The sequence below is a fragment of the Fulvivirga marina genome, from assembly GCF_016775155.1.
In the GTDB taxonomy this organism is placed as follows: domain Bacteria; phylum Bacteroidota; class Bacteroidia; order Cytophagales; family Cyclobacteriaceae; genus Fulvivirga; species Fulvivirga marina.
Map to the genome: position 1 here is coordinate 659547 of NZ_JAEUGD010000042.1, position 18010 is coordinate 677556.

Sequence of the window (18010 nt, forward strand, 5' to 3'; positions counted from 1 at the left end):
GGCTTCCGATTTAAAACCGGAAGCCTTTTTGTTTATTCGTGTGCTAAGTGACTAGTGAATTAAGGGCATTGCTCTCCTGGTTTGAGAGGTCTCGAGCTTTGAGAAACTGAGATTGTTTTAGTGCCAGCAGCTCCGCCATTAACAGTAACTGTACCTCTTCTTGAAGGTTCACATACCATATTGTATGGAGCTACACTAATAGTAAAAGACCCACTATTGGAACCACTTGAAGGAGAAACAGAAATCCAGCTGGCATTGTCGGTAACCGTCCAGCTTACGTTAGCGGAAACTGTAATAGTACGACTGCCTGATGTATAGCCAAAACTTACTGAAGTAGGAGAAACAGATAAAGTAGGATCACCGGGAGGGTTAGTTGATCCAGGGTACAAGGTGGTTAAAGCTGTAGCGTCATAGTTACTAAACTCCCCGTTTTCAGAACCGTTGAAACATGCAAGCATAATGGAGTTCATGTCAACATTTGTAGTAGATGGCGTACCTGGTATGTGTATGGCACCTACACCAGCGCTACCTTCATTACCTCCAGAACCACATGAAATTGAACGATTGAAGTAGTCTGTATGTCGTAGGCCTACACAATGCCCAATCTCATGAGTCATAACATGCTCAACTACGTTTAGACCATAATTGGAGGTTCCAGACTGGATCTCAACCCATTTATATGGATTTCCTCCCGATGGAAAACCAGCTCTTCCTCCACCACTACCAGATACTCGTGTTACTACAATGTCATAGTTGCTTGAGTTTGTTCCAAAGGCAAGTGTAAACGTAAGACCCAGGTTTAGATTGTTGTAATTGTCAACCGCCATCTGTAGAGCAGATCGCATAGTAGCATCCAGGTAAGAACTATTGGTGCCGCTGGCGTAGTAACCAAGTACTTTGATGGTTTTTGGAGAACTTACCTGGTTGGTAGTCCGATACTGCTCTGTTTTCGGGCCGTTACCCTCGTTATGTAACATTTCTTCCAGTAGTTTTGGAGAGATTTTGATGTCATTTTCAAGAACATAAACCTGTTCAGACTCTCCAGTAACGACATTGTTGAATGTTTCAAATCGGATGTCGCTAACATCGAAGCCAAGTTTTGAAAACTGGGATAAGGTCTGTTCGTCTACCTGCGGTTCTTGAACGGGGTCAACATTAGGTTCTTCCGAGCAGGAGAACACCATAAATGCCAAGAACGCAACGATTCCCAGCAGTGAAATTCTGATCTTTTTCATTTTCAGTTGGTTAAGTGAATTAATGATTGTTTGATTAATTTTTATAAAGATATCGGGTGTGGGATATGGGGGAAATACCCGCTTTCGGGTAAAATTTTTTATACCTGAAAGTAGCTATGGGTTACTGATAAAAGATGGTTGATTTTCCTTCTTTTGAGTATTGATTTTACGACTTTTGCAATGTGTGGAGCTATATTCGAAATAAAAAGAAGTGGTTTGTAGTGCTGGTCAGCTTAATGGTAATGCTAGGCTATTACCTGATGTTGCCGGAAAAACTATTTGATGCCCCTTATTCAACTACATTGGAGAGTAGAGATGGACAATTGTTAGGAGCAGCAATTGCTTCTGATGGACAATGGCGTTTCGCAGAAGTAGATTCGGTGCCTGTTAAATTTGAAGAGGCACTTATACACTTTGAGGATGAAGATTTTTACTACCACCCTGGTTTCAATCCATTTTCATTGCTAAGGGCTACCTGGCAAAACCTGCGTTCGGGTAAGGTGGTAAGCGGAGGAAGTACCATAACCATGCAACTCGTAAGGTTGAGTCGTCGCGATAAACCGCGTACCCTATGGCAAAAGTTAATTGAAATTGTATTGGCTACTCGCATTGAGTTTACTTACTCGAAAGAAGAAATACTTAATATGTATGCTTCCCATGCACCTTTTGGAGGCAATGTAGTTGGTCTCAATACAGCTACCTGGCGATATTTCAACAGAGGGGCCGAAGATATTTCATGGGGAGAGGCAGCTTTGCTGGCTGTACTACCTAACAGCCCAGCTCTTATTCACCCAGGCAGGAACAGGGATGACTTGAGGGCTAAAAGAGATCGTTTACTGGATAAGTTACTTTCAGAAGGTGTGATTGACTCTTTGACCAATCAACTTGCGAAATCAGAATCCATACCAGACAAGCCCTTGCCACTGCCTCTGTTAGCGCCTCACTTACTGACCAGGGCTATAAAGGATGGTCATGAACAACGGAACATTACGAGTACAATAGATCTTTCTTTACAAAGGCGAGTATCTAGAATTGTTGATAACCATCATAGTACTTTGAGAGGTAATGAGGTGCACAATGCTGCGGCTATAGTTGCCAACGTTCGTTCAGGGGAAGTGCTTGCCTATGTAGGCAATGTTCGGCAGGCAGGTCGTGAACATAACAATTATGTAGATGTAATCACAGCTCCGAGAAGCACGGGCAGTATACTGAAACCCTTTCTTTATGCAGCTATGTTGGATGAAGGGCAGATCCTACCGTCATCACTTATTCCTGATGTTCCGGTTTTTATTAGTGGGTTTGCTCCTAAGAATTTCTCCCGGACATATGATGGTGCTGTACCGGCAGATCGGGCTTTGTCACGGTCACTGAATGTGCCTGCTGTACAAATGCTCAGACAATATCGCTATGAAAAATTTCATTCCCTGCTGAAGGAACTCGGAATGACCACGCTGGTACAATCCCCTGATCACTATGGCTTGTCCCTTATACTTGGTGGGGCAGAAGGTACACTTTGGGATATCAGTGGTATGTATGCAGGTCTTGCGAATACATTGAACCATTATAATAGTCATAGTGATAGATATCGGTATAGCGAGAGTAGTTACAAACCTTTACATTATACAGTACAGGTATCAGGTAGTCAGGAGGAACGCTCGGATACCGGGATTCTTAGTGCAGCGGCAATTTATCATACCATGGAGGCCTTGCTTGAAGTTTACAGACCTACAGAGGAGTCATCTTGGGAAATGTTTGATTCATCTCAAAAAATAGCATGGAAAACAGGTACCAGCTTTGGCTATCGGGATGCCTGGGCTGTGGGCGTAACTTCTGAGTACGTGGTAGGTATTTGGGTAGGAAATGCCGATGGAGAGGGGAGGCCAGGGCTGACAGGTTTACAGGCTGCAGCACCTTTAATGTTTGATGTTTTTGACATTTTACCTAAATCGTCCTGGTTTGATCAACCACTATCGGAAATGTTATCTATGAATATATGTAGGGAAAGTGGTTTCCGTGCCACGGAGTTTTGTACTCAAATAGATACGATGCAGATCATTAAGTCAGGTGATCGGGTAAGGGGCTGCCCGTATCATAAGCCAGTACATCTTGATGTTAACGGATATCGTGTTCATGCGGACTGTGAACCAGTGAGTAATATGGAGCATACTTCTTGGTTTGTATTACCACCTGTGCAGGAGTATTACTACAGGTCAAAAAATCCGGCCTATAGAAAACTTCCGCCCTATCGTAAAGATTGCCTTTCAGATCAGGTGAGCATTGCCGCTATGGAGGTTATATATCCTAAAAAAAATTCTATTATTTATATTCCTAAGGAGCTGGATGGAAGCTTGGGAAGTGCTGTTTTTGAAGTAGCTCACCGACGTCCCGAAACCACCATTTATTGGCATCTTAACAATCAGTTTGTTGGGGCAACAACCAGGATTCATCAGCTTTCTGTGAGTCCGCCGGCAGGAAATTATGAATTAACGCTAGTGGATGACAAAGGAAAATACATTGCTCAAAAATTTAAAATCATTTCAGAATCAGGTAAATAACGGTCACTTTGGTTGGTAAAAATTGGTGAGTTAGTTATCTTATTTTAATTTTTACTATCTTTATCTAGTAAATTTTTTAAACTAAAGATATGTTAGGCCAAGTAATTTCATGGAGGCTCAGGTTCTTGCCTCTGTTTTTTGTCGTTTTGCTAGCTTTCTCGAATACAGTATTTGCATCGGGAAATAATTCAGAACCTAATTCCACTGAAACTAGCTATGTTGTTATTGGTGCATTTGCTTATCAAAATAATGCAATTCGCTTTACTGCATTTGCCAGGGAGCAAATGCTTGATGCCAACTATGCACTCAACCCTAATCGCAACTTATATTACGTATATGTATTTTCCTCGCCAAATGTAACTGAGGCGATTGAAGAAGTTCGTCGAGTAAGGACTATTCCAGGTTTTAGTGATGCTTGGGTGTATCAGGGACCTTTGGGTGAATCAACTATGTCCACACCAAGTGTTATTACATACAAAGAGGAAGACATTGAAGAAGTTGATGAGAGATACGAACCGGAAGAAATGAACGAAGAGCAGGTGGAGGAAAAAGATGAGCCGGAAATGGTTGAAGAGAAAATAGACAATGGAATAGGTAAAAAGGAAGGGTACTACTATTTATACTTCAATGCAACTAACAAAAAGACATTGAAGGAAGTAAAAGGTAATGTTAAAATTCTGGATCTTGAAAGAATAAAGGAGATAGGAGAGGGGAAAACGCATGAAATTGTGGAACTGAAAGACCCGAATAACGGAACGGGTCGGATTAAATTAATCAGCGACATATTTGGCTTCAGGGAAATACAACATGAAATTGACCTCGATGAGCCCGTTAATGATACTACCAGGACATATACATCTATGGTAGGAGATTCTATCATAGTGGACTTTGAACTTGAAAGATTTAAAAAGGGAGATGTGTTAGTGATGTACAATGTGTACTTTTTTATCGATGCTGCCATTATGAAGCCTGAATCTGTATATGAACTCAATAATTTCCTTGATATGCTTTCTGAGAATGATAAATTAAAGGTGAGGATCCATGGACATACCAATGGAAACTCTAAGGGTAAAATAATTTACCTGAATCAGGATGATAAAAACTTTTTTAATATCAATGCCAACCATAAAGAAACTATCGGGAGTGCCAAGAAGCTATCCTTGTATAGGGCAGAGACCATTAAGCAATGGATGTTGGAGCAAGGCATAAGTGAAGACCGGATTGAAGTAAAAGGCTGGGGTGGCAAAAGAATGTTATATGATAAGTTTGATCCTTTAGCCTATAAGAATGTTAGAGTGGAAGTAGAGATACTTGCAGAGTAAAAAATATTAAGTTTGAACATGTACTTCTGCTATTTAGGGAACTTTTACACTTACCCTCACTTGTTTTTATGTTTTTTAACATGAGCCCACTGACTAAAAGAGCCTTTGCTTTTTGTATTAGCTTGTTTTTAGCGATACAATTTACCTCCTTTTCTCAAAAGCAAAAGCCTGTTGAGATGGAGGCTGGGTACTACTTGGTAGTAGGAGCATATTCACCTAATAAAGAGTACTATGCTAAGCGGTATGTAGCTGAAATAAAAAAAAGTGGCAAGGTGGCTGATTACGGTTTCAATAGTAAGAAGAACCTTTATTTTGTTTATCTCGACTTTTCTAAGAATTATAAGGCTGCCATAAACGAAATGCGTAGTACTAGAGAGAGTGAGCAGTTTAGAGATGCCTGGGTTTTTGTTTGTTCAGGGGGTACAGGTATGGATGTGGGTGAAAATCAACTTACAGATGTGAATAAAGACAGTAATCAGCCTGATACTGATGCAGGTAAGGTTCAACATACTGACGAAAAGAAAGGCAAAGAAGCCAAGAGGGGTAATAATACTGCCGAAGAGGATGAAGTTGAAGAAACTTCTGATGAGACAATGGAGGGAGACAGTTCGGGGAAAGAGAAAACAGGGACTTTAAAGGACTATAAGATAATGTTTCAGTTGGAAAATGCCCGTAACAGTAAAAGTGTTAAAGGTGAGGTCCAAATTATTGATTCTGAAAGAGCTAAGTTGTTAACTGTAGCTAAGAGTGAAAAGGAAGTTGATCTGCCAGACCCTAATAACAGTACTGGTAACCTGGTACTTATTTGCGATGTGTTTGGGTACAGAAAAAGTCAAAGGAATATAAACTATTATCACCCCTTTAAGGATACCACTTCAGCGGAAATCGATGTAAAGGAGGATGTATACGTGGTTAATTTTGATCTGGTGCGTTATCACGTAGGAGATATTGTGGTTATGTACAACGTCTATTATTTCAATGATGCCGCAATCATGCGTCCTGAATCCAGGTATGAGGTGAATAACCTCTTGGAAATGATGCAGGAAAACCCCAACTACCGTATAAGAATACATGGACACACCAATGGCAAAAGTCCGGGAAAGATCATAAAAATGGGAAGAGCTGGTAGTTACTTTAATTTGTCTGATTCCAATAAGCAAGGTTTTGGCTCTGCAAAGCAACTTTCCAAGGAGAGAGCTGAAATTATTAAATCTTACCTTGTAGAAAAAGGTATATCTGCAGATCGTATGGAGATTAAGGCCTGGGGTGGAAGACGCATGTTGTATGATAAGTTCAGCGTTAAGGCGAAGCACAATGTAAGGGTGGAAATTGAAATCCTTGCCGAATAAATATATTCACCAGTAAATTGCCAAAAGTTGGTACAAAGTTGGGCTTTGTACAACAGCACTACGTACAATGCCTTTTCCACCACCATTGAAAAACTATCAATCCCCATATACGTGCATGCACATCACCTGGGTTTGAAGAGAAAAGTTTACGTTTTAGTTTTCTGGTTTCTGCAACATTAAAGATACCCTGTTCCTCAATAAAGTCATCTCTAAGTAGATCATCGTTAATCATAGATTTCATTTCTCTTCTGAACCATTTGAGGAGAGGAACTTCAAAACCTTTCTTAGGTCTGTTATATAGCTCCTGCGGGAGAATATCTCTAAAGCTGTCTTGCACTATTCGTTTCCTGATATGTCCGTTTATTTTAGATGAAACTGGCAATGAAAAGGCAAACTCAACAACCTCATGGTCCAAAAAGGGTACGCGGACTTCAAGGCTGTTTGCCATTGACATTCGGTCTACTTTTGTGAGCATGTCATCTGGCAATACAAGATTTATATCAGTATAAAGTATATCATTGATATCTTCTTTCTCAGGAATCTTCTGGAGAATATTATGTTTGAAATTGAGGTAATTCTGGCGGTTAATTGATGACAAGGTGTTGGGACTTAGTAGTCTATTGATGTCCGGTTCAGAGGCAAAGCCTGCCCATTGCCAGTAACGTTCTTTACTGGTGAGTTTCATGCCTTTGCCAAAACGGTGTAATTGGCGAAATTTGTTTGTCAAAGGGTTACTTCTTGATTTGGGTAGAAGTGACCATACAGGAGTCAGAGTACCTACCGCTTGAGCTGCGATGCCGCCCTTTATCATTTTTAGAAATGCAGAATGTTTATTGTATCCAGAAAATAACTCGTCTGCTCCATCTCCAGAAAGCGCGACTACAGAGTGTTTGCGAGTTTCCTTTGAGAGTATATATACGGCAATAGCTGAGGAGTCGGCAAAAGGTTCATCAATATAGTCGAGAATATCATTTACATGTTTGTAAAGATCATTGTTGGTCAGGGAGAAAACTGTGTGCTCTGACCCGATCTTTTTTGCAACTAAACGTGCATATTCGGTTTCGTCAAAGAATTTTTCGTCTTTATAGCCAATAGAGAAGGTGTGCAGATCAGGTTTGTGCCGATGTGCCAGCGTGGCAATTACGGAAGAATCTATACCACCACTTAGAAAGGAACCTATCGGAACATCAGCAACCAGCCTTCTTTGAACGGATTGTTCCATGAGCTGGAAAAGCTTGTCTTTTTGATCACCATAGCTTAACGAGGTGTATTTATTTTTGTCAAAAGGAACTTTGTAGAAGCATTCGGTTACAACTTTTCCGTTTTTAATGAGAAGCGAATGGCCAGGCAATAGTTTCTTTACATCCTTGAAAATGGTTTTTGGCGCTGGAATATAATTAAGTTGTAGATAAGTATATAATGCTGTATAATCGATGTTTTTTTCAATACCATAAGTAAGGATTGATTTCATCTCGGAGGCAAACAGCACCCTGTTTTCATCGTTCATATAATAAAGGGGCTTGATTCCCATTCTGTCACGGGCAATAAAAACAGATTGCTCTTCCTTATCGTAAATGGCAAACGCAAAAAAGCCATTTAGTTTTTGAAGACAGTCCTTACCTTCAGTAATATAAAGATAGAGTAGCACTTCAGTATCGGAGCTCGAGGAGAAATTTATTCCTTTGGCCATGAGGCCTTGTTTTAAGCTCTTGTAGTTGAAGATTTCGCCGTTGAATACAATAACATAGCGGCCACTCTCATCAGTCATTGGCTGGTGGCCACTGGCAGTGGTGTCAATGATTGATAGCCTTCTGTGTCCCAAGGCTACGATGTTGTCATTATAAATATCCTGAAAATCTGGCCCTCTACGATCCAAGGCCATGGTGGCATTGTTAACATTGATCATGCTAATCCTGCCGACCATATTGAAAGCATAAACTCCGGTTATTCCGCACATATCTGCATAGTTTTAAGCTGTAGGGATGTGCAAAGTAAACTCACTGCCCTTATTTAATTCTGATTTCAAGTCAATTTTTATTCCGAGAATAGATGAGGCTTTCCAGGCAAGGTAAAGCCCTAAGCCGTTGCCTTTTGATTGGGCACTAGCCTTAAAAAAAGCATTGAATACACTAGGTTGGAACTCCTTGGGAATGCCTTCGCCGTTATCAGATATTGTTATACAGTATTCTTTTTCCTGTCTTCTGCCATTTATATTCACATGAAGTGCTTTTTTATTACCATAAGTAAGGGCATTTTCAACAATATTATGAATAACCACTGCCAGAAGTTCCGAGTTGCTGTTAATCACGGTTTTTTCTATATCAACATATAATGTAGCCTTGTTAAGTTTCTCGGTATCTTTGTTAAGCTCAATCACTTTGTGAGTTAATTCCTGCAATTCCACGTCTTCCAGTTTAGAAGGGGCATGGTTTACCGTATGACTTATTTGCAATTTACGCAGCATATTGTCCATCCGGTTGGCGGTAGCTTTAAGGCGCTCTAATATATCTGTGAGATCGGGACTGGAGACATGTTTGCGGGCAAGGTTTTCAAGGCCTAAAATGGTGGCAATGGGCTGGCGTATGTCGTGAGACGCATGGTATAGAAAAATATCCAGCTCCTCATTAATACTTTTCAGGCTCTTGGTCCTTTTTTCTACTTCTAACTCCAGGTTATCATTTATGACCTGAATTACTCTATTTTGTTCCGTCAATTGTTCACTTTGAGACTCAATACGCTGCTTTTGTTCTGCCAATAGCCTGTTATCCCTTTTCCTGGCGTTGAGGTTAATGTAGAGCAAGGCGGCCACTATGATAATAATGCCTAAAGCGGCTGCACTGGCTATGATAATAATATTTCTATACTCAATTCGCTGCTCTTGAAGTTCATTGTTTTTGGTAAGAAGATCTATCTCTTTTAGTTTACTATCAAAATCATAATTGGCCTTTACCTGAGCCAGTTCTACCTGTTGTTTCTTGTTTAGCAATGTATCCTTTAGAGCTGCGTATTTTTGTTGATAAGTCAGTGCACTTTCAAACTCTTCTTTGTTGGCATGCCAGGCGGAGAGGTTTCTATAGTAATGAGCTCGTATGATGTCTGTATTGTTGACTTTGCTCCCAAATTCGTACAAGGAGCTGTCAAAGTAAACTTTTGCTAGTTCCTCATTACCAATATTACTGTAAATTTCACCAATTGTCATGGCGGAATTTGCAGCACTTATCCATTCTTTAAATTTCTTGCTAGCTCGGAGATCCTGCTTAAGGTAGGTGAGTGCTTTTTCATATTCACCCTTAAGCATATATACTGAACCCATGTTTCCAATAGTAAGGTTTACCCAAAACTCATTGTCTAACTGTAGTGCCAGGCTTCTTGAAGCATCTAGGTAATAGATAGCACTATCATAAGCCCTTAAACCTCTATAAGAAATGCCAATAGTGTTAAGTAGGTGCATGAGGTTGTACTTGTATTTATTGGAGAGTCTGCTGGTGTCAATCCTGTCATATATTCTTTTGGCCGTATAGCTATAGCGTATGGCATCTTCCAGGTTGCCGGTGCTGTAATTCAGGTTAGCCATAGTGTATTGAACCTGGGCGGCTTCCAGAGAGTCGATCTTTATCAATACTTCATAGGCGTGAAGTAAGTGTTTGAGTGCATCATCTTTTTTTCCCAATGCATCATAGACACCCCCCATGCTTACCAGGATGTCCCCCAATAGCCGGAAGTCTTGCCTGGATGTGGCGAGTCCTGCTGCATGGTTAAAATGAGCCATGGCCAGTGAAAGATTATTTCTATTATTGTAAAGCTGGCCAAGGTTGCGGTTGCACAATAATTTGATAAGGAAAAGGTCCTCCTTTTCGGCAAAAGATAAGAGCGATTTTTGTAATACCTCAGTCTCATCGGAATAGTTATTATATAGAGAATCAAAATACGATATTAATTCTTCATCTGTTTTCTCTTTAATTTCCTTAAAATGCGAGGGAAAAGAATCAAGTTGAGCCAGAGCATGACCATGTGAAAAAAATACAAATACTATAAAAGTTATAAAAACTTGTCGAACTCTCATGGAAGACACTTTATCCAATTTTAAAAAAAATAGCCTGATATCAAAACCTATTAGGTAACGATCAGGTGTTTATGATAAGGCTGCATACAATATTTCTACGGGGTGTAGTGCCTTTCGCGTTGTTCCGTCCTTTATCTGGTGTCTGCAACTAGTACCATTAGCAGCAATGATCACATCTTCTGGTTGTTGCCTTACAGTTGGAAATAATACAAGCTCACCAATGTTCATAGATACCTCGTATTTTTCCTTTTCGTAACCAAATGAACCTGCCATACCACAGCACCCAGAAGGTATCATGTGTACCTCGTAGTTTTTAGGTAAGGATAAAACACGCTTGGTAGGTACTAATGATGACAAAGCTTTCTGGTGACAATGGCCATGAAACTTGATTACCTTTTTATCTTCACTAAAACTTGATTCTGTTATCAGACCTTTTTTTATTTCTCTTTCAAGGAATTCTTCAATCAGAAATGTGTTTTTCGCCAACTTCTTGGCAGTCTCCAGGTCTACTGTTTCTGCCAGATCAAGATACTCATCACGAAAACTTAATATAGCAGATGGTTCAATGCCAATTAAGGGAGTCTCCTCAGAAATAATTGACTTAAAAATATCAACATTCCTTTTGGCAACCGTTTTTGCCTTGTCAAGCAGGCCTTTTGATAAAAAGGTACGACCACTTTCTTCATGGTCAATGAGCCTAACTTCATATCCCAACCGATCCAGTAACTTAATAGTTGTAACACCAATTTCTACGTCGTTGAAATTAGTAAACTCATCACAGAAAAGGTAAACAGCTCCAATCCTTTTTTGAGCAGAAGGGTTGTAATTTTTTTTATACCATGAGCGAAGTGTATGCTTGTGTAACAATGGCATGGACCGTTCAATGGCAAATCCTGAAATTAACTTGGCCAACTTCGAAGTTATGGGGTTAGTAAATGTGAAATTGTACAGGCCGGGCATCAAGGCTGCCAGTTTGTTTAAACGGGTAAAGCTGGCAATGAGCTGTGTTCGAAATGGAACACCATTGCTTTTATAGTATTGGTGTTGCCATTCAGCTTTCAGTTTACCTACATCCACATTAGAGGGGCATTCGGATTTACAGCCTTTGCATGATAGGCAGAGATCCATTACTTCTTTTATTTCTTTGCTATCAAAGGGATTGGGTTTTGTTGAGTTGGTTAAAACTTCTCTAAGAATATTTGCTCTGGCCCTGGTAGTGTCTTTTTCATTTTTGGTAGCCATATATGAAGGACACATAGTACCCCCGGTTAAATGTGTTTTTCTACAATCACCGGAGCCATTACATAGTTCTGCTGAGCGAAGAATCCCTTGGTATTGACTGAAGTTCATGGTGGTGTCAAACTCACGTGTTTCTTGCCCTGGCTTATACCTGAGGCTACTATTCATGGGTGGGGTATCCACAATTTTTCCCGGGTTGAACAGGTGGTTTGGGTCCCATGCATTTTTAATTTCCTTTAGTAGCTGGTAGTTGGCATCACCGATCATAAACGGAATAAATTCACCTCGAAGTCTTCCGTCTCCATGTTCACCGCTAAGAGACCCTTTATATTTTTTGACAAGGTGAGCTATTTCATCTAATATGGTCTTGAAAAGTTCATTGCCCTCTTGTGTTTTTAGGTTGATAATTGGTCGCAAGTGTAGCTCCCCAGAACCAGCGTGGGCATAATGAACGCAGTATAGGTTATGTTTGGTTAGTATTTCATTGAAATCCCGGATGTATTCAGGGAGATCATTTACATCAACGGCCGTATCTTCAATTACTGGTACAGGCTTAGCGTCACCAGGGATGTTGCTGAGTAAACCTAACCCTGCTTTTCTTAGTTCCCACACCTTTTTGGTATCGGGGCCGGTAACAATAGGGAAGTGGTAACCCATTTTTTCTTGCTGTAGCTCCTCGATAAGTGCATTTGCCTTTTTCATCAACTCTGCCTCACTTTCTTCACGTAGTTCAACCACCAAAATAGCCTGAGGGTCATCTTTGATAAAAAAGCGATTTTGTCTTTGCTGAATGTTGCCTTTGGTGCATTCGAGAATGTAGTTGTCCATCAACTCGCATGCAGTGGGTTCATACTTCAGAGCAATTAAATTGCCTTTAAGCGATTCATAAACTGAAATAAAGTGAACACATACCAATGCCTGATATGCTTTTGGTAGAGGCTGTAAAGCAAGTTTTGCTTCAGTTATAAAAGCAAGAGTCCCTTCTGAACCGGCAATGAGCTTACAGAAATTAAATGGTTCGTTAACCTCTTCAAAGACACTACAATGCTTTAACAGGTCAATAGCATAACCCGTATTCCTGCGAGGAACAGATTTTTTAGGAAAGTTTTCATCGATCTGGACCTGGTTGGCCGGATTGGATAGAATACTTTTTATGTTCTTATATATACTTCCTTCCAGATTACTCTGGTCGCATTTTTTTTCAAATTGTTCGTCTGTAAGTGCTTGAAAAGCAACTTCAGATCCATCACTTAAAAAGGCATTAACAGCTATGAGGTGCTCTCTGGTACTGCCATAAATGACAGAATTTGAACCGCATGAGTTATTTCCTATCATACCCCCGATCATAGCCCGGTTGGCCGTGGAAGTTTCTGGTCCAAAATATAGCCCATATGGTTTGAGGTGCATATTTAGCTCATCTCTGATAACACCAGGTTGTACACGAACCCATTTCTCCTCTTCATTGACCTCAAGTATGCCAGTGAAGTAACGGGATACATCAACGATTATGCCTGCTCCAACTACTTGCCCGGCCAGTGAAGTTCCTGCTGTTCTGGGGATCAGGGATATTTTGTGTCTATTGGCAAAGCTTATAAGCAGTTGCAGGTCATTATGATCTTTTGGGAACGCCACTGCCATAGGCATTTCGCGATACGCGGAGGCATCCGTAGCGTAAAGTGATTTATAGGTTTGATCATAATGTAGCTCGCCGGCTAGGGCATTTTTCAATTCCGTAAGTTCCTTCTCCCTGATCAAAATTGTTTTTGTTTATTTTGAGTTTGAAAATTAATCGCTTTTTTTTTTTGTAAAAAGGTCTTTAGCAATTATGTTGAGGACGATTTTCATTTTTTTAACTTTTTTGCTTCCATCTGACCCATGAGACAAGCTCAGTCATTATTTTTTATTGCTTTACTTATAATTATGGCCTCTTGTGGTTCTGCAAAGAAGGCACAGGTACGGCTGAATAAAGTTAACACAGTAATCAAAACGGCACGCAGTTATATTGGCACCCCATACCGATGGGGAGGTACAACCCGTGCAGGTATGGATTGTTCAGGTTTGCTGATCAATAGCTACTCGTCTATTGACTATCCTTTGCCCAGAACTTCAGCTGCCCAGAGTAAGGTGGGGCAAAAAGTGAAAATGAAAAACCTCGAGCCCGGCGATCTGGTGTTTTTTGCTACAGGTAAAAAACGACGGAAAATTACTCATGTTGGCTTAGTTACTTATGCAAGAAAGGATAAGGTAAAGTTTATCCATAGTTCATCGTCTTTAGGAGTAGTTGAGAGTAATCTGAACTCGAAATATTACCGGAAAAGATTTATTGTAGGAAGAAGACCATTCTAGATTTTTTTAATATATTTGCTGTCCATTTCAAAATGGGGGATTAGCTCAGCTGGCTAGAGCGCTACACTGGCAGTGTAGAGGCCACCGGTTCGAATCCGGTATTCTCCACAAAACCCAGTCAAATTTGGCTGGGTTTTTTGTTTTCATGGAATGTATTCTATATACGAGTAAAACCGGATCAAAAAATCATTTACAGTTCTTAATGGTTCAAAGCGTGTCCAACAATATCTACCAAGCTGATAACAGCTTGATCTGTTTCAATCATTTTTTTACGTGTAAGAAATTAAGAGAAGATACCAGAGGTATAAATTAAAGGTTGTCCGTTTATATTGATAGCTATGAGAAGTACTTTTTCAATAGTATGTATGGTGATCACCATTACCGTGGCATGTACCAATAGAAAAATAAAAGAGATAGCTCATGTGGATAGTGCTATTGTAGTGCTTAGGGCAGATAGTGTAAACACAAATGTTAATAATAGTATAGTGTTGACCGACCTGCCTTTGATAGATTCTACACTTATTGTTGTGGATACAGTGACAGGTTTGGTATGGATGAAGTATGACTTTAGCTATCAGGAAGGTCGTTTTCTAAGTGTCTGGGAAGAGATCTTTGAATGGAAGAGTAAAATGAATGAACTAAAATATGCTGGTTTTGATGATTGGCGAGTACCAACAATTAAAGAATACCGGACAATAAACAAAAATAGTACGGACCGAAAGCAATATGCTATTAAGTTTAATGAAATCGATTCTATTTCAGCTTGGGGCGACGGGGCATACGCCTTTTGGAGTGCTACTACACCGAATAAATATACAGCGAGTTATATGAGTTTTATTGAGGGATTTGCAACCTCGGGCCATAGGGAAAAGCAAATGGGATATGGTAAACTTAAAGGTGAATTGGGTATGAGTGTGCGGTTGGTGAGAGAGGGTAATGTTAATTTGTGATACATTTGATTTTATTTGATCTCATTTATCTATCATCTTTTTGTGAATTGTTAGGATAGCAATATCAGAGGTTAGAACCTCTTTTCTCAGCCTTAAGCATGGTTTCTCAACCAACAAGTAAAGAATTAAACTAACACAGCCCGCAGCAATGAAGCAAGCCCAGAAAATCCAATCACTTAAAAGTGTTATTTCAAACTCTCTTATCCAGCGTTTGGTAAGGTTAAAGATCAACTTATGGGTCAGGTAAAGCGAATACGATAATGTAGCCACCACTAAAGTTATTCGGGACCTGATTTTATAAAAAAAGCATGTAGGGCTAATTGCCGCAATCAGAATAATACCATAGGCTAGGGAGATCATAGTAAAACCATAGGCTGTTGTATTGAAAGAGACTAGGTTTTCTGATATTTTGTAGGCATAGAGTAGCATGCAGATTCCAATCAAAAATATCAGGTTTCCATGCTTTTTTAACCTACTTAAGAGCTTTGAGTCGAAGGCAGCCATGGACGCTATAGTGATTCCTACAACTAAACCATCCATCCTGGTGTGACTAGGGTAATAGATTTTTTCAAAAAAACTGAAGGTCATGGCTTTTGCATCGATGTCTATTAGTGGCTGAACATATTCCGACCAGCTATATAGCCTTAACACTATACTCAAAAGTATCAATCCGGTAATTAAATAGAATACCTTTTTTCGAAAGTTGAGTGTCCCGATCGTAAGTAGGATCAGGGGGAAGATAACATAAAATTGCTCTTCAATACACAAAGACCATGCATGAGAAAAGGTGTTTTCAGTTTCAATATCCAATCCCAGGTTTTGGGTAAAGGTTAGGAATTTCCATAAAGGAGGCATACCTCTGCCTCCCCGTAGGTTTGGCAAGGCGTAGTAAACGATCAATACTGTAAAGTATGCCGGTATAATCCGGAAAGCCCTTTTCAGATAGAACCGTTTAAAGGAGATGCTATTTGATGTTTTGACCTCACTGAGTAGTTGATAACCGATAAGATAACCGCTTAATACGAAAAACAGATCTACACCTGACCACCCGATAAGGGCCACTGGCTGCAACCATTTTGGGGTTCCTGGACCAAAATGAAAGACCATAACCAGAATAATAGCAATGGCTCTTAGGTGATCCAGTCCGTGCAGTCTGTTTGTTGAGTAGGGGAAAAGCTTGGACATTAAAGTATTTGTCAGTTGAAGGGGAGTTTGCCGATGATCCTGATAATTAATATTTCTAAATTACCGAAATTTAATTTTATGGCGTTAAGCAAATGAGAGAATCTAAGCCGTCTAAGGTTAGTATTTATGCTGTGGTCGTCATTATTATCAGATTAAAGTACTTCTGTAATCCTGTAGTAACCATTGTTGTGATTTGCATAATGAGGGTTGTTATTCTTTGTTTTAACAATGAAATGACCATACTTTCTATAGTTGCTCTTTGGTGAATGAGTGCTGGGCATTCTCTTAAATGATGATTAATTGCTCATATTCACAAGTAAATCTTACTTGCTAGTAACGAAGGGATAAATATCATTATAATGAAAATGCCTTAATTTGCATCTTAGAAATAGTTGGAAAGGCGTTATTTTTGAAGGCAAATATGATTTTGACATGACTAAGTTTGTTAAGGATAAAAGTGCTAACATCCTTAATTTTTTGGCAATGAACAGAGTTGTAGCTCAATTTTCTCGGGTGAAGAAGGGAAATGATCGGTCGGGGGTATTAAATATTTCCAATGATGTTTTTGCTGATTTTTTTGAAGAGCTTAATGAACGAGAAATTCATTATTTGGCAGTTGGGGATATTGCAGGTGCATATCATGGCTATCCGAGAACTAGCGGGGGCCTTGAACTATGGCTGTCTCATGATGACGAAAACATACAAAAAATACAGCACTTGTTAGAATTAGGGGCACCGATAAATGCGGATAGTGAGGGAAGGGTTGTTAAATTTCGTGGTGAAACTTTTAAGCTTACCATATACCTTCAAATGTTGCACTATACTCAGCAGGATTTTTGCCGTTGTCATTCAGAATCGGAGTTAGCCGTTGTTTTGAATACTACCATACCGGTGCTTGGAAAAAAGGACTATACTCGTGAAATGGGGATACCATCAAAAACGGGAAATAGAAAAATGATCAAGAACCAGGAAAGTCAGAACTAATTGGCGTGTTGTAAAACTTATGCTTGGGTTGACCGTTTAAATAAATGTATAAAAATATTAAGTCCGGGAACTCTACTAAACAGGTGAAAGTGCTGGTTTATGTAGGCCTTCCCGGCACCAATTACCTCACATTAAATCAAATTTCTTTCCCATATCACTTAGTGTTCTATTAAGGCTACGTGCAGTTACACCAAGATAATTGGCTATATCCTGTTTTGAGATATGCTGTAATAATTCGGGAAATTCATTCATAAGCCGAAGAAGTTTATCTTCTATGGTATGAGACTGATTGTACCCATGTCTGATAGCCTTGTATTTTACTTTATTGGCAAATGCTTTAAGTATCAACTCATTGAATTTACTGTTTGATCTCAAAAGCTTATGAAACTTATCTCCTTTAATTTCAAATACTTGTAAGTCAGTGATGGCTTCTATAGAACAAAAGCTAAGGTGCTCATTGATTGTTTCGATCTCACCAAAAATCTCCCCATCAGAAAAAAACTCCTGGATAAAATCCTTTCCATTATCCTCACTTAAATAGCATTTTGCTATACCACTTTTTATAATAAAAACAGAGAAAACCTTTTTGCCCTGCTTAATTAGACTTTGTTTAGGAGAGTAGTTTTCTAAGAAGAAATGGTTGAAACTTTCAGTCTCATAAAGCCTGCTTACAAACGCTAATAAATCTTTGTTTATTCTTACCATATTTTACCGGAGGGACAAATGTCCTTTGTTATGAAAAGTGGTTGCTTTTCCTTTGCAAAAAAGAAATGACCGGTTAA

The 18010-nt window shown here is 39.5% G+C and carries 12 protein-coding genes and 1 tRNA gene; 7 read left to right on the forward strand and 6 right to left on the reverse strand.

The window, feature by feature from the left end; translation table 11 throughout:
• Nucleotides 1-59: 59 nt before the first annotated feature.
• Nucleotides 60-1235 carry a M57 family metalloprotease gene (locus JMN32_RS13495; RefSeq protein WP_202856844.1) on the reverse strand — a complete coding sequence of 392 codons (1176 nt, stop codon included), beginning with the start codon at nucleotides 1233-1235 and terminating at the stop codon, nucleotides 60-62.
• 182 nt (nucleotides 1236-1417) lie between these two features.
• Between JMN32_RS13495 and pbpC the strand changes: the two genes are divergently transcribed.
• From pbpC to JMN32_RS13510, 3 genes are all read left to right on the forward strand, one after another.
• On the forward strand, nucleotides 1418-3790 hold the full coding sequence (gene pbpC / locus JMN32_RS13500; RefSeq protein ID WP_202856845.1) for a penicillin-binding protein 1C: 2373 nt from the start codon (nucleotides 1418-1420) through the stop codon (nucleotides 3788-3790).
• An 89-nt stretch (nucleotides 3791-3879) separates the two neighbouring features.
• Entirely contained in the window at nucleotides 3880-5112 is a 1233-nt protein-coding gene (locus JMN32_RS13505) for an OmpA family protein (protein ID WP_202856846.1), read from the forward strand.
• Between the two features lie 80 nt (nucleotides 5113-5192).
• A complete protein-coding gene (locus tag JMN32_RS13510; protein WP_202856847.1) occupies nucleotides 5193-6461 on the forward strand; it encodes an OmpA family protein in 1269 nt (422 codons plus the stop codon).
• Between the two features lie 58 nt (nucleotides 6462-6519).
• Here JMN32_RS13510 and asnB read toward each other — a convergent pair whose 3' ends face one another.
• From asnB to JMN32_RS13525, 3 genes are all read right to left on the reverse strand, one after another.
• Complete coding sequence (gene asnB, locus JMN32_RS13515; protein WP_202856848.1) at nucleotides 6520-8418, reverse strand: asparagine synthase (glutamine-hydrolyzing); 1899 nt, start codon at nucleotides 8416-8418, stop codon at nucleotides 6520-6522.
• A 12-nt stretch (nucleotides 8419-8430) separates the two neighbouring features.
• Nucleotides 8431-10524, reverse strand: coding sequence for an ATP-binding protein (locus JMN32_RS13520; RefSeq protein WP_202856849.1), 2094 nt, complete (start codon nucleotides 10522-10524; stop codon nucleotides 8431-8433).
• 69 nt (nucleotides 10525-10593) lie between these two features.
• Nucleotides 10594-13518, reverse strand: a complete 2925-nt coding sequence (locus JMN32_RS13525; RefSeq protein WP_238354456.1) for an FAD-binding and (Fe-S)-binding domain-containing protein — start codon at nucleotides 13516-13518, stop codon at nucleotides 10594-10596.
• A gap of 120 nt (nucleotides 13519-13638) precedes the next feature.
• On the opposite strand from JMN32_RS13525, the gene JMN32_RS13530 reads away from it, so the two are divergent.
• From JMN32_RS13530 to JMN32_RS13540, 3 genes are all read left to right on the forward strand, one after another.
• Nucleotides 13639-14109, forward strand: coding sequence for a C40 family peptidase (locus tag JMN32_RS13530; RefSeq protein ID WP_202856850.1), 471 nt, complete (start codon nucleotides 13639-13641; stop codon nucleotides 14107-14109).
• Between the two features lie 34 nt (nucleotides 14110-14143).
• Nucleotides 14144-14217, forward strand: a tRNA-Ala gene (locus JMN32_RS13535).
• A 230-nt stretch (nucleotides 14218-14447) separates the two neighbouring features.
• Nucleotides 14448-15059: an Lcl C-terminal domain-containing protein gene (locus JMN32_RS13540; protein WP_202856851.1), complete on the forward strand. Its 612-nt coding sequence runs from the start codon at nucleotides 14448-14450 to the stop codon at nucleotides 15057-15059.
• Nucleotides 15060-15080: 21 nt separating this feature from the next.
• On the opposite strand, the gene JMN32_RS13545 is transcribed toward JMN32_RS13540, so the two are convergent.
• Nucleotides 15081-16244, reverse strand: a complete 1164-nt coding sequence (locus JMN32_RS13545) for an acyltransferase family protein (RefSeq protein WP_202856852.1) — start codon at nucleotides 16242-16244, stop codon at nucleotides 15081-15083.
• A gap of 432 nt (nucleotides 16245-16676) precedes the next feature.
• Between JMN32_RS13545 and JMN32_RS13550 the strand changes: the two genes are divergently transcribed.
• A complete protein-coding gene (locus JMN32_RS13550) occupies nucleotides 16677-17228 on the forward strand; it encodes a hypothetical protein (RefSeq protein WP_202856853.1) in 552 nt (183 codons plus the stop codon).
• A 126-nt stretch (nucleotides 17229-17354) separates the two neighbouring features.
• Here the strand turns inward: JMN32_RS13550 and JMN32_RS13555 are convergent, their stop codons facing one another.
• Nucleotides 17355-17933 carry a Crp/Fnr family transcriptional regulator gene (locus tag JMN32_RS13555; protein WP_202856854.1) on the reverse strand — a complete coding sequence of 193 codons (579 nt, stop codon included), beginning with the start codon at nucleotides 17931-17933 and terminating at the stop codon, nucleotides 17355-17357.
• Nucleotides 17934-18010 lie beyond the last annotated feature (77 nt).

Excerpts from the sequence above, each read along its gene's own strand:
- JMN32_RS13495 (WP_202856844.1), bottom strand. The coding sequence starts at position 1,235 with ATGAAAAAGATCAGAATTTCACTGCTGGGAATCGTTGCGTTCTTGGCA.
- JMN32_RS13505 (WP_202856846.1), top strand. The coding sequence starts at position 3,880 with ATGTTAGGCCAAGTAATTTCATGGAGGCTCAGGTTCTTGCCTCTGTTT.
- JMN32_RS13510 (WP_202856847.1), top strand. The coding sequence starts at position 5,193 with ATGAGCCCACTGACTAAAAGAGCCTTTGCTTTTTGTATTAGCTTGTTT.
- asnB (WP_202856848.1), bottom strand. The coding sequence starts at position 8,418 with ATGTGCGGAATAACCGGAGTTTATGCTTTCAATATGGTCGGCAGGATT.
- JMN32_RS13520 (WP_202856849.1), bottom strand. The coding sequence starts at position 10,524 with ATGAGAGTTCGACAAGTTTTTATAACTTTTATAGTATTTGTATTTTTT.
- JMN32_RS13530 (WP_202856850.1), top strand. The coding sequence starts at position 13,639 with ATGAGACAAGCTCAGTCATTATTTTTTATTGCTTTACTTATAATTATG.
- JMN32_RS13540 (WP_202856851.1), top strand. The coding sequence starts at position 14,448 with ATGAGAAGTACTTTTTCAATAGTATGTATGGTGATCACCATTACCGTG.
- JMN32_RS13545 (WP_202856852.1), bottom strand. The coding sequence starts at position 16,244 with ATGTCCAAGCTTTTCCCCTACTCAACAAACAGACTGCACGGACTGGAT.
- JMN32_RS13550 (WP_202856853.1), top strand. The coding sequence starts at position 16,677 with ATGACTAAGTTTGTTAAGGATAAAAGTGCTAACATCCTTAATTTTTTG.
- JMN32_RS13555 (WP_202856854.1), bottom strand. The coding sequence starts at position 17,933 with ATGGTAAGAATAAACAAAGATTTATTAGCGTTTGTAAGCAGGCTTTAT.